This window comes from Stenotrophomonas capsici (assembly GCF_034961085.1).
GTDB lineage: Bacteria > Pseudomonadota > Gammaproteobacteria > Xanthomonadales > Xanthomonadaceae > Stenotrophomonas > Stenotrophomonas capsici.
In genome coordinates this window covers 1-11,653 of sequence record NZ_JAYFUH010000239.1, presented here as the reverse complement: position 1 = coordinate 11,653, position 11,653 = coordinate 1, and the positions used below count along the sequence as shown (strand labels likewise).

The following is an 11,653-nucleotide window of genomic DNA, read 5'->3' as shown; positions in this document are numbered from 1 at the left end:
CGCGCTTCTCGCATGAAGTGCGGACGACCGGTCTGCTCGCCTTGCCGCTGGTGCTTGGCCACGTTTCCACCGGTCTGATCTCCTTCGTCGACAACACCATCGCCGGCCACCACGGCACCGACACGTTCGCCGCGGTCAGCATCGGCACGGCGTTGCTGTGGCTGCCGATGCTGGTGCCGATCGGCACCCTGATCTCGTTGACCGCGTCGGTCTCGCAGCTGCACGGCGCTGGCCGCGAGCGCGAGATCGGGCCGCTGTTCCGCCAGGCGCTGTGGCTGGGCGTGGGCCTGAGCGCGCTGATGTTCCTGTTCCTGAGTGTGGTGCCGGCGTTCCTGCCGGCCTTCGGCATCGCCCCGGAGATCGTCCCGGGCGCGACCGATTTCCTGCATGCCATCCGCTGGGGCGTGCCGGCGCTGACACTGTACTTCTGCATGCGCTACCTGAGCGAAGGCATGCACTGGACCCTGCCGACGATGCTGATCGGCTTCGGTGGCCTGCTGGTGCTGGGGCCGCTGGGTTATGCGCTGTGCAACGGCCGGTTCGGCTTCCCGGAAATGGGTGCCGCCGGTCTGGGCATCGCCTCGTCGGTGACCATGTGGGTACAGGCGCTGGCCTTTGCCACCTACCTGGCCGTGACCCGGCGGTTCGCGCACCTGGGCCTGTTCACGCACTTCGAGCTGCCGCGCCTGGCCGCCATCTGGGACCTGCTGCGCACCGGCTTGCCGATCGGCATCACCGTGCTGATGGAAGGCGGCTTGTTCATCATCACCGCGCTGCTGATCGGCCGCATCGGTGCGGTGGAAGCCAGTGCCCACCAGATCGCGATCAACGTCGCCCAGCTGTGCTTCATGATCCCGATGGGCGTGGCCGAGGCCACCACCGTGCGCGTGGGCCACGCGGTCGGCAGCAACGACCCGCTGGGCGTGCGCCGCGCCACCTGGGCCGGCTACGCGATCGTGATGGTGACCCAGCTGGTCTCCATCACCGCGTTGCTGCTCGGCCACAACGCGGTGGTGCGCCTGTACACCGACGACCTGGCGGTGGCGGCGCTGGCCTCCACGCTGCTGCTGTACGCGGCGACCTTCCAGATCCCCGACGGCATCCAGGTGCTCTCGGCCGGCGCGCTGCGCGGGCTCAAGGACACCCGCGTGCCGATGTTCATCGCCATGCTGGCCTACTGGGGCATCGGCATGCCGCTGGGCGCGGGCTTCGGCCTGGGCCTGGGCTGGGGACCGCAGGGCATGTGGGTGGGCCTGATCATGGGCCTGACGGTGGCCGCGATACTGCTCGGCTGGCGCCTGCGGGTGAGCAGCCGACGCTTGATTCTCCAGGCTTCACCCTGACTTAAAGGCCATGCCGGCCCTGCCGGTAGTGGTTATCCTGCCTTGCAACCAGCCCCTTCCGGAGCGTCCATGTCCTCCCCTCCCCCCCTGCCACGTCGCAATCCCATCGCCAGCTTCTTCGTGGGTCTGTGGGATGTAATGAATTTCACCCGCCGGTTGATCCTCAACCTGCTGTTCTTCGGCCTGCTGTTCCTGGCGCTGATGATGTTCATGGTGATCCTGGGCAAGGGCGCCTCCTCGGCGAAGGTGCTGCAGGACCGCACCACGCTGGTGATCGCGCCGGAAGGCCGGCTGGTCGAGCAGTACAGCACCGACCCGGTCAGCCGCGCGCTGGCCAAGGCGCTGGGTGAAAGCAACGCCGAGGAACTGCAGCTGCGCGACCTGATCCGCGCCATCGAAGCGGCCAGGGACGACAAGAAGATCGAGCGCGTGGTGCTGAACCTGGACAAGCTCCAGCCCAGCGGCTTCGCCTCCATGCGCGAGGTCACCCACGCGCTGCAGGACCTGCGCGCGGCCAACAAGCAGGTCGTGGCCTTCAGCGAGAACATGAGCCAGTCGCAGTACCTGCTGGCCGCGCAGGCCGACGAGGTCTACCTCGACCCGATGGGCAGCCTGCTGCTGGAAGGCCTCGGCCGCTACCGCCAGTACTTCCGCACTGGCCTGCAGGAAAAGCTGGGCGTGGACGTGCACCTGTTCAAGGTGGGCGAGTACAAGTCCGCCGCCGAGCCGTACGTGCTGGACGCGGCCTCGCCGCAGGCCAAGGAAGCGGACCTGTTCTGGATGAGCGACGTGTGGCAGCGCTACCTGGCCGACATCGCCAAGGCGCGCAAGCTTGACCCGGCGCAGCTGGCGGCCGGCATCGACACGCTGCCCGAAGGCATCGCCGCCGTCGAAGGCGACCTGGCCCGCTTCGCCCTGCAGCAGAAGCTGGTCGATGGCCTGAAGACGCGCGAGGAAGTCGATGCGCTGCTGGCCGAGCGTGGCGCCGCCGACAGCGATGCCGAAGGTGGTTTCCGCCAGATCGGCCTGAGCGACTACCTGACCCAGGTCGACGCCCGTCGTTCGCCGGTGGATTCGCGTCCGCAGGTGGCGGTGGTGGTGGCCGAGGGCGAGATCGCCGGCGGCGACCTGCCGGCCGGCCGCATCGGCGGCGTGTCGACCTCGGCGCTGTTGCGCGAGGCGCGCGACGACGACGACGTCAAGGCGGTGGTGCTGCGCGTGGATTCGCCGGGTGGCGAGGTGTTCGCCTCCGAGCAGATCCGCCGCGAAGTGGAAGCGCTCAAGGCCGCCGGCAAGCCGGTGGTGGTGTCGATGGGCGACATGGCGGCCTCCGGTGGTTACTGGATCAGCATGAACGCCGACCGCATCTACGCCGACGAATCGACCATCACCGGCTCGATCGGCATCTTCGGCATGATCCCCAACTTCGCGCGCAGCCTGGACAAGATCGGCGTGCACACCGACGGCGTGGGCACCACCCGTTTCGCCGGTGCGTTCGACGTGACCCGTCCGATGGACCCGGCCGTGGGGCAGGTGATCCAGTCGGTGATCAACAAGGGCTACGCCGATTTCACCGGCAAGGTCGCCCAGGCGCGCAACAAGCCGGTCGAGGCCGTGGACGAAGTGGCGCGCGGCCGCGTGTGGAGCGGTGCGCAGGCCAAGGAGCGCGGCCTGGTCGATGCCTTCGGTAGCCTGAAGGCCGCCGTCGCCGATGCCGCCAGCCGCGCCAAGCTCGGTGAAGGCGATGCGTACCGCGTGCGTTACATCGAGAAGGGCGCCACGCCGTTCGCGCAGTTCATGACCGGTTTCGCCGGCAGCCGCGCCGGTGCCTGGATGCTGGCCGACTCCGGCATCGCGCGGATGATGCTGGCCCGTCAGATGCCGGAACTGGACACCCAGCTGCGTTTCGTCGAGGACGCGGTCAAGGATCGCAACGGTGCCCCGGTGAAGTCGCTGGCCTATTGCTTCTGCGGCCTGTAAGCCCCAGCGCCGCGATGGATCGAACAACGCCGCCCGAGGGGCGGCGTTGTTCGTTTGAGGGATCGGGTTTGCCGCGGCTTGCAGGGCGGCCCCGCGTTGCCCCCGTCCTTTCGCGCAGCGAAGGGGAAGGGCGCTTCACTGCGCGCCCCGCACGACTTACTGCGGCGAGGCATCCCCGGTGGCGGCATCCAATGCCGCATCCTGCGCCTTGGTCGCCTGCTCGGTCGCGGCCTGCGCCGCCTTGGCCTCCTCCAGCGGCTTGGCCATGGCATCGCGCATTGCCGTGGCCTGGGGATCCGGGCGGCGCTCGGTCTCCGGTGGCTGCGGCTTGCCGCAACCGGCCAGCGTCAGCAGGGACAGCAGCATCAGGCAGGAAAGAAATTTCATCGGCATGCTCCGCGGGGCTGTGGCCGCTATCCTAGCCGCATCCCCCCGCAGCGTCCTTCCGTGGCGCCGCAAGCAAGCAAGAGGAAGCGCAATGAACCCGCAGCGTTGGCGACTGGATGGACAGACCGCACTGGTGACCGGTGCCAGTGCCGGCATCGGCCTGGCGATCGCCCGTGAGCTGCTGGGTTTCGGTGCCGACGTGCTGATCGTCGGCCGTGATGCCGATGCGCTGGAAACCGCGCGTGATGAACTGGCCGATGCCTTCCCCGAACGCGGGATCCACGGGTTGTCGGCCGACGTGTCCGACGACGAGGACCGCCATGCCATCCTCGACTGGGTCGAAGACCATTGCGACGGCCTGAACCTGCTGGTCAACAACGCCGGCGGCAACATCACCCGGCCGGCCAACGACTACACCGAGGACGAATGGCGCGGCATCTTCGAGAACAACCTGTTCTCCGCCTTCGAGCTCTCGCGCACTGCCTACCCGTTGCTGACCCGGCATGCGTCCTCGGCCATCGTCAACGTCGGCAGCGTGTCGGGCATCACCCACGTGCGCAGTGGCGTGGTCTACGGCATGACCAAGGCGGCGATGCAGCAGATGACCCGCAACCTGGCCTGCGAGTGGGCCGAGGACGGCATCCGGGTGAACTCGGTGGCGCCGTGGTACATCCGCACGCGCCGTACTTCCGGCCCGCTGTCCGACCCGGACTACTACGACGAGGTGATCGCGCGCACCCCGATGCGGCGCATCGGTGAGCCGGAGGAAGTCGCCGCGGCGGTGGGCTTCCTGTGCCTGCCGGCCTCGAGCTACATCACCGGCGAGTGCATCGCCGTGGATGGCGGCTTCCTGCGTTACGGGTTCTGAGCGGCGCAATCGCTGGCATCGAACCGCGCCTGCAGGCGTTCGTATTCGCGGCGGCGTGCCTCGGCCTGCGCCAGGCCGGTGAAGTTCGAGGCGGTCCTGGCCTCGTGCACACGCTGGCGCCACATCGCGCAATGCCGTGCGGGATCAACCGGCGTGCAACTGTCGCGCAGGACTTCGCAGGCTTCACCGGCGCCGGTGCGCGGGTTGCCGTCCAGGCCGGTGACCTGCATCGCCACGCAGCGCGCCGGGGGGTCCGGCGTTTCGCTCAGGTACGCCTCGCCACCACGTGGCTTGCATTCAAACAGCGGCGGCAACGGCTCGGCCGGCACCGGAGCCGGCGCTGGAGCGGCAGGCTCTTCGGGGGCGGCGTACAAGCGCTCGACGGGGGCCGGGCCGGCCTGCACGGCCTGGGAGGCCGCAGGCATCGGTGCCGCGGCGGGCACAGGCATTGGTGGCGGCGTGCCCACCGCCTGCATCACCCGCGTGCTCTGCTGCGTGCCCTTGGGACAGGGCATGTTCTGCACGGTGAGTGCACCGCTGGCATCGGTGCAGCGGTAGAACACCACGTCTCCGGCGGCGGCCGGCAGCGCCAGGCACAGCAGCATGGCCAGGCCCCAGCGCATCACCAGCCTCCGCAGTCCTGGTTGAGGCGTGCCTCGATGCCGCGCTGCTCGCGCACCAGCCGCTGGCGCTCGCTCTGCAGCGCGCTGTTGTAGCGGCGGACCAGGTCCCAGCGGCTGTCACGCAGGCGTGCGCAGACTTCCTGTTGCGGCAGTGCATGGCAGCTGTCGCGCACCAGCACCGAGCCGCCGGGGATGATCACGCCCGGGCGGGCCGGGATGCCTCCCGGATGCGGGTGACCACCGGGCGGGCGCGGACCGTGCCCGTGCGGCAGGTAGCCGTAGGTCCAGGTCGGCACCCAGCGCGGGTTTCCCTCCGCGCTGTCGCTGGTATAGCGCTCGCCTTCGGCGGTGACGCATTCGTACATCGGCTGTGGTGGTTGCACGGTCACCACCCGCACTTCGCGCTCGACCACCGGGGCGGGTGGGGGAGCGGGGCTGGCCGGGCGTGGTGGGGGATCCTTGGGCCGGACCATGTCCAGCACCTGCTGCCGGTGCGCCTGCGTGCACGGTGCATCCTGCAGCGAGACCGCGCCATTGGCGCCCACGCAGCGGTAGATGCGCACGCCATCGCTCGGTGGCGGGTCCACCGCCCATGCCGGCGAGGGCAGCAGGAGCAGGGGAACCAGCAGGAGCAGGCAGGCGCGCATGCCGACATGGTGCCACGCACATGCCCCCGGCAGGAGCGCCCTCGGGCGCGAAGCCGGTGCCGTGTCCATCGCGGGATTGCCGACCGCCCGGTGATGCGTGAAGAAGGAGGTCGCCGTTGTCGGCTTCGCGCCCGAGGGCGCTCTTGGGTGCCTCAATCGCGCAGGACGTCGCCGGTGGCGGCCACGCGGATGCGGGTCGGTTGGGCCAGGCCGCCGGTGGCGCCGTCGAGCAGGCCGTCCAGGTGCTGGAGCAGGGCCGGGTCCAGCTGCTCGCGGCTGCGTGCCGGCGGTTCGCCGGCCAGGTTGGCGCTGGTCGATACCAGCGGCCCGCCCCAGGCAGTGCACAGCGCCTGCACCAGCGGGTGGGCGCTGACCCGCACCGCGATGCCGGTGTGGGCACCGGTGATCCAGCGCGGCGCGCGTGGGCCGGCCGGGACGATCCAGGTGTTGGCACCGGGCCAGCTGTCCAGTACCGCCTGGCGGCGTTCGGCGGCCAAGGCATCCAGCTGCACCCAGCCTTCCAGCTGCGCCGGGTCGGCGGCGACCAGGATCATGCCCTTCTCGACCGGACGCTGCTTGAGTGACAGCAGCTTCAACACCGCCTGCGCGTTGCCGGGGTCGCAGCCCAGCCCCCACACCGCTTCGGTCGGGTAGGTGATCACGCCACCGGCCTGCAGGACCGGGACGACGTTGTGCAGATCAAGTTCAATCATGGCGATGGCATCCAACCCGGCGCGGGTTGCGTGGGCTTCAAATGCAGCAGGCCGCCCGAAGGCGGCCTGACACGGGAGCGGACGATTATCCTCCTGCCGGCGCGGCAGGGGGTAGTCGCCCTCAGAACGGCGGCGCGTCGTCGGCGGCAGCCTTCTTCACGGTCTTCTTGGCGACGGCTTTCTTGACCGCCTTCTTGGTGGCCGTCTTCTTGGTCGCAGCCTTCTTTGCCGGTGCCTTGCCGGCAGCGGCCTTCTTCGGCGCGGCTTCTTTCTTGACGGTGGCCTTCTTTGCCGCCGCCTTCTTGGTGGCGGCCTTCTTGGCACCGAAGCCCTTGCGCACCGGCTTGCCGGTCTCGGCCATCAGCTGCTGCACTTCGGCCAGGGTCAACGAGGCCGGCTCGCGGTCCTTCGGGATCTTGCCATTGAGCTTGCCGTCGCTGATGTACGGGCCGAAGCGACCGTTCAGCACCTGGATGTCCGAGCCCTCGAACTCCTTGATGATGCGGTTGCGCGCGATCTCTTCCTTCTCCTCGATCAGGAAGACGGCACGGGCCAGGTCGATCTTGTACGGGTCGTCTTCCTTCTTCAGCGAGGCATAGGTGCTGCCGCGCTTGGCGAACGGGCCGAAGCGGCCGATGCCCACGCTCACTTCCTCGCCGTTGGCGTCGGCGCCGAGCTTGCGCGGCATGTCGAACAGCTTCAACGCCTCTTCCAGCGAGATCGAATAGATGCTCTGGCCCGGCTGCAGCGAGGCGAACTTGGGCTTTTCCTCGTCATCGACGGTGCCGATCTGCACCATCGGGCCGAAGCGGCCGATACGCGCGCTGACATCCTTGCCGCTGACCGGGTCCACGCCGAGCACGCGGGCGCTGCCGGCGTCGGTGCGGTCCAGTGACTCGCTCTTGTCGCTGACCAGCTCCTTGAACGGGCCCCAGAAGCGTTCCATCAACGGCACCCACTCTTCCTCGCCACGCGACACCGCATCCAGCTCGTCCTCGAGCTTGGCGGTGAAGTCGTAATCGACGTAGCGGGTGAAGTGGCTGGACAGGAACTTGCTGACCGCGCGGCCGACGTCGGTCGGCTTGAAGCTGCGGCCTTCCATCTCGGTGTACTTGCGGAACAGCAGGGTCTGGATGATCGAGGCGTAGGTCGACGGACGGCCGATGCCGTATTCCTCGAGCGCCTTGACCAGCGCCGCTTCGGTGTAGCGCGGCGGCGGCTGGGTGAAGTGCTGTTCGGCCAGGATGCGGTCCAGCGGCACGCGGTCACCGGGCTTCATCGCCGGCAGCTTGCGGCCTTCGTCCTCGTCCTCGGCGTTCTTGCTGTCCTTGCCTTCCTCGTACACGGCCAGGAAGCCGGGCACCACCACGGTGGTGCCACTGGCGCGGAACACATGCTCGCTGCCGGCGGCCAGGTCGACGCTGACGGTGTTGAGCGTGGCCGGGATCATCTGGCAGGCGACGGCGCGCTTCCAGATCAGTTCGTAGAGCTTGCGTTCGTCGTCGGTCAGGTACTTGCCGACCTGCGCCGGGGTGCGCAGCGCCGAGGTGGGGCGCACCGCTTCGTGCGCTTCCTGGGCGTTCTTGCTCTTGGTGGTGTAGACGTTGGGCTTGTCCGGCAGCGAACTGGTGCCGTAGTCGCGGGCGATCACGTCGCGGATCTCGGCCAGCGCGTCCTGTGACAGGTTCACCGAGTCGGTACGCATGTACGAGATCAGGCCGACCGTGCCCTCGTCGCCGATGGCCACGCCTTCGTACAGCTTCTGCGCCACCTGCATGGTCTTGCGGGTGGTGAAGCCGAGCTTGCGCGAGGCTTCCTGCTGCAGGGTGGAGGTGGTGAACGGCGCGGCCGGGCGGCGCTTGCGCTCCTTGCTGGCCACGTCGGTGACGTGCAGCGCCCCCTGGGCGGCCTGCTGGATGCGCAGGCGCGCGGCTTCGGCGGTGTCGCCGTCGGTGACGGTGAACTGCTCGAACTTCTGCCCGTCCAGCTTGATCAGGCGGGCGTTGAAGTGCTGCGAGGGATGCGCGCACTCGGCCTCGATGCTCCAGTACTCGCGGGCGATGAAGGCTTCGATCTCCTCCTCGCGTTCGACGATCATGCGCAGCGCCGGGCTCTGCACGCGGCCGGCGGACAGCCCGCGCTGCACCTTGCGCCACAGCACCGGCGACAGGTTGAAGCCGACCAGGTAGTCCAGCGCGCGGCGTGCCTGCTGCGCATCGACCAGGTCCGCGGCGATGGCGCGCGGCTGGGTCATGGCTTCCTTGATGGCGCGCGGGGTGATCTCGGTGAACACCACGCGCTGCATCGGCTTGCCGTAGGACAGGCCGCGTTCCTTGAGGATCTCGGCAATATGCCAGCTGATCGCCTCACCTTCGCGGTCCGGGTCGGTTGCCAGGAAGATGTCGTCGGCGCCCTTGGCGGCCTTGGCGATCGCCTCGACGTGCTTCTCGTTCTTCTCGATCAGGTCGTAGCGCATGGCGAACCCGTTGTCCGGGTCGACCGCGCCCTCCTTGGGGACCAGGTCACGCACATGCCCATACGAGGCCAGGACGGTGAAGTCCTTGCCGAGGTATTTGTTGATCGTCTTGGCCTTGGCCGGCGATTCGACGATGAGCAGGTGCTTGGGCATGTCAGTACTTTCTTGGGGGGAGAACGCCCCGGTTGGGGGCGCTAGGGTGGCGTAAACCGGCACGATAGTGAAGCCGGTGTGGCCGATCTGCATAAATCGACGCCCGGGTTGGCGCCCGGGCGTTCAGCTTTGTCTTTATAGTGGAATCACGCCGGGGCCGCTCTTGTCAAGCGGCCCCGGGGTCGGTCAGTTGAAGTTGGAGGCGGCGATGCCGATCACCGCGATGATCGCCACCACGCCCACCAGCAACAGCAGGCCGAAGATCGACAGGATCACGATGGTCACCGTGCCCAGGCCGCGCTGCTGCCATTCCGGATGGTCGGTGAAGGCCCATTTGTCGACCACCAGGGTGTCGCAGATCATGTCATGCAGGCCCTGCTTGCGCTCGGTGAAGGCGGCCATCACGTAGCCGATGCACAGGGTCAGGGCACTGAGGATGGTGGCGAAGTAGCGGCCGATGGCGCGGGCCAGGGTCATCCGGTCGCCATTGAGGCGCACTACCTTGATGCCCACCGCCATCTTGCCCAGCGTGGCCATGCCGGCCGAGGCATGGAAGCCGGCGTAGTAGGCGGCCGAGATCGCCATCGAAATGAGGTTGGTCAGCAACTGCACCATGATCATGCCGACGCCGGCGGCGTCGCTGTCGCCCAGACCGGCCATGCCGATGCCCAGCACCATGCCGATCACCATCGCGATCACGCCGCCGACCATGCCCACGATCACGCTGTCGATGCAGTACGCGGCCACGCGCTTCCAGAAGCCGGCATAGACCACTTCGCCGCCCTGCACCGGTGCCGCGCCGCCGCTGACGGTGCTGCTGGGCGCCGAATAGGGCGAGTAGCCATCGGTGCTGGTCGTGGCGGCGGCGGGCAACGGCGCGGTGCCGTTCTCGATGGCGCTGTAGTCAGCGCGCAGGTCGATGCCGGGGCTGGCCTGGGCCAGCAGCTGCAGCTCGTCGGCCAGGGCCGACAGCGGTTGCCACTGCGCCATGCCCTCGCGCCAGGCCAGGGTCTCAAGGTTCAGCTCGCCCTGGTTGAACTTGCTGCGGATCACATCGGCGTCGATCGGCCCGTGCCGCTCGCGCTGGGCATCAGCGTAGTACCACTCACTCATCTCATTCCCCAAAGTTTCAGGCCGCGCCGCTCAGCTGCGGCAATCGGTCGGCAGGTAGTTGTCCGCCACGTCCGAACGACATTTCCAGGTGGCGGTCTGCGTATCGTAGTCGAGCCAGATCGCTTTGCTGTCAAGTTGCGGCGTGCCGGGGGCCTGCAGGCGGGCTTCCAGCCCGCAATGGCCGCCGTCGAAGCGGCCGATGCGGACCTCGGCGATCGTGCCGTCCTCGTAGCTTTCCGGGCTGCCAAAGCCGGCATCGCCGTTGACCGGGCAGCGTTCGTGCTCGCTGGCGAAGGCCGACACTTCCCCCTTCAGGGCGCCCAGTTGCGCCTGCACCATGGAGGTCTTGCTGCGCAAGGTGTACTCGCGGTACTTGGGATAGGCGATGGCGGCCAGGATGGCAAGGACGGCCAGCAGGATCACGCCGACCACGGCAACGATGATGCCGACGATGGCGCAGCCGGACAGGCCCTGCCGGACCGCGGCCGGCGGCGGGTTGGGAACCGCGACGTGGACGTGCTGTACCGCCGGTGGGGGTGGTGCGGGAAGGTCAGGCAGGGCCGGCGGTACCGGCACAGCCGGTCCGGACACGTCCGGCAGCCCCAGTTCGGCGGCGAATGCCTGCAGGGGTTGCCAGTGCTCGGCACCTTCGCGCCAGACCAGGGTATCGGCGGCGATGCGCCCGGAGCGGAACAGCTCGACGATGTTTTCCGCTGGCAGTGGTCCGCGCCGTTCGCGGTTGCCCTCGGCGTAGAACCACTGGCTCACGCGGGTCTCCTCATGCGTCCCTGCATGCCGTGGGGCTCAGTGCAGGGGTTCGGGTTCGTCGACGAACATCTGGGTTTCCATCCAGGCATAGGCCGCTTCGGCGCCCGGCTGGTTGAACAGCACCATCAGCACGACCCACTTGAGGTCGTCCAGGTCCAGCTCGTCCTGGTCCAGCGCCATCGCGCGGTCCAGCACCAGCTCGCGCTGGTCGGCGTCCAGGATGCCGTGCTGCTCGAGGAACAGCAGGAAGCCGCGGCCTTCCACGTCCAGCTTGTCCAGTTCCGGGCCGTGGAAAACGCGCACCGGCCCCTTCACCCGGGCCTGGGCCACGGCCGGGCGCTGTTCTGCCAAGGCATCGAGCCAGTCGAAGGCCTTGTTGATCTCGGTGGGGCTGAAACCGGCCTGGATCAGGCCGTTCTGCAGCGAATCGCGGTCTCGGATGAGATCGGCATCCTCGCTGAAATAGTGTTCAAACAGATACAGCAGGACGTCCAGGATGCTCTCTTTCATTGCCCTCGGCCTGCGCCAGGCGGCGCTGTGGAGGTGAAGGAACCCTCAGGTGCGGGTGTAGCGACCGTGTTC

At 68.3% G+C, this 11,653-nt stretch carries 11 protein-coding genes; 3 read left to right on the top strand and 8 right to left on the bottom strand.

The features are described 5' to 3' along the window. Both VA603_RS12270 and sppA read left to right on the top strand, forming a co-directional pair. Positions 1-1,343, top strand: a 1,343-nt coding sequence (locus tag VA603_RS12270) for an MATE family efflux transporter (RefSeq protein ID WP_323439013.1), incomplete at its 5' end; no start/stop codon positions are given. 69 nt (positions 1,344-1,412) lie between these two features. Continuing rightward, a complete protein-coding gene (gene sppA / locus VA603_RS12265) occupies positions 1,413-3,323 on the top strand; it encodes a signal peptide peptidase SppA (RefSeq protein WP_323439012.1) in 1,911 nt (636 codons plus the stop codon). 156 nt (positions 3,324-3,479) lie between these two features. On the opposite strand, the gene VA603_RS12260 is transcribed toward sppA, so the two are convergent. Further along, positions 3,480-3,710, bottom strand: a complete 231-nt coding sequence (locus VA603_RS12260) for a hypothetical protein (RefSeq protein WP_323439011.1) — start codon at positions 3,708-3,710, stop codon at positions 3,480-3,482. A gap of 91 nt (positions 3,711-3,801) precedes the next feature. Between VA603_RS12260 and VA603_RS12255 the strand changes: the two genes are divergently transcribed. Continuing rightward, entirely contained in the window at positions 3,802-4,578 is a 777-nt protein-coding gene (locus VA603_RS12255; RefSeq protein ID WP_132865871.1) for an SDR family oxidoreductase, read from the top strand. On the opposite strand, the gene VA603_RS12250 is transcribed toward VA603_RS12255, so the two are convergent. From VA603_RS12250 to VA603_RS12220, 7 genes are all read right to left on the bottom strand, one after another. Then, entirely contained in the window at positions 4,566-5,201 is a 636-nt protein-coding gene (locus VA603_RS12250; RefSeq protein WP_323439010.1) for a DUF4124 domain-containing protein, read from the bottom strand. The genes VA603_RS12255 and VA603_RS12250 overlap by 13 nt on opposite strands. Then, positions 5,201-5,848, bottom strand: a complete 648-nt coding sequence (locus tag VA603_RS12245; RefSeq protein WP_192287835.1) for a DUF4124 domain-containing protein — start codon at positions 5,846-5,848, stop codon at positions 5,201-5,203. Before VA603_RS12245 ends, VA603_RS12250 begins: the two co-directional genes overlap by 1 nt. Positions 5,849-6,000: 152 nt before the next feature. Continuing rightward, on the bottom strand, positions 6,001-6,561 hold the full coding sequence (gene tsaC, locus VA603_RS12240; RefSeq protein ID WP_132865868.1) for an L-threonylcarbamoyladenylate synthase type 1 TsaC: 561 nt from the start codon (positions 6,559-6,561) through the stop codon (positions 6,001-6,003). Positions 6,562-6,682: 121 nt separating this feature from the next. Continuing rightward, positions 6,683-9,190, bottom strand: coding sequence for a DNA topoisomerase I (locus tag VA603_RS12235; protein WP_323439009.1), 2,508 nt, complete (start codon positions 9,188-9,190; stop codon positions 6,683-6,685). Between the two features lie 186 nt (positions 9,191-9,376). Continuing rightward, positions 9,377-10,303, bottom strand: coding sequence for an RDD family protein (locus VA603_RS12230; protein WP_323439008.1), 927 nt, complete (start codon positions 10,301-10,303; stop codon positions 9,377-9,379). A gap of 30 nt (positions 10,304-10,333) precedes the next feature. Then, positions 10,334-11,071 carry a pilin gene (locus tag VA603_RS12225; protein WP_323439007.1) on the bottom strand — a complete coding sequence of 246 codons (738 nt, stop codon included), beginning with the start codon at positions 11,069-11,071 and terminating at the stop codon, positions 10,334-10,336. A gap of 36 nt (positions 11,072-11,107) precedes the next feature. Beyond that, a complete protein-coding gene (locus VA603_RS12220) occupies positions 11,108-11,581 on the bottom strand; it encodes a DUF494 family protein (protein ID WP_132865864.1) in 474 nt (157 codons plus the stop codon). Between the last annotated feature and the right edge of the window lie 72 nt (positions 11,582-11,653).

What these genes read in the sequence shown, in the direction of transcription:
- sppA (WP_323439012.1), top strand. Translation starts at nt 1,413, where the DNA reads ATGTCCTCCCCTCCCCCCCTGCCACGTCGCAATCCCATCGCCAGCTTC.
- VA603_RS12260 (WP_323439011.1), bottom strand. Translation starts at nt 3,710, where the DNA reads ATGAAATTTCTTTCCTGCCTGATGCTGCTGTCCCTGCTGACGCTGGCC.
- VA603_RS12255 (WP_132865871.1), top strand. Translation starts at nt 3,802, where the DNA reads ATGAACCCGCAGCGTTGGCGACTGGATGGACAGACCGCACTGGTGACC.
- VA603_RS12250 (WP_323439010.1), bottom strand. Translation starts at nt 5,201, where the DNA reads ATGCGCTGGGGCCTGGCCATGCTGCTGTGCCTGGCGCTGCCGGCCGCC.
- VA603_RS12245 (WP_192287835.1), bottom strand. Translation starts at nt 5,848, where the DNA reads ATGCGCGCCTGCCTGCTCCTGCTGGTTCCCCTGCTCCTGCTGCCCTCG.
- tsaC (WP_132865868.1), bottom strand. Translation starts at nt 6,561, where the DNA reads ATGATTGAACTTGATCTGCACAACGTCGTCCCGGTCCTGCAGGCCGGT.
- VA603_RS12235 (WP_323439009.1), bottom strand. Translation starts at nt 9,190, where the DNA reads ATGCCCAAGCACCTGCTCATCGTCGAATCGCCGGCCAAGGCCAAGACG.
- VA603_RS12230 (WP_323439008.1), bottom strand. Translation starts at nt 10,303, where the DNA reads ATGAGTGAGTGGTACTACGCTGATGCCCAGCGCGAGCGGCACGGGCCG.
- VA603_RS12220 (WP_132865864.1), bottom strand. Translation starts at nt 11,581, where the DNA reads ATGAAAGAGAGCATCCTGGACGTCCTGCTGTATCTGTTTGAACACTAT.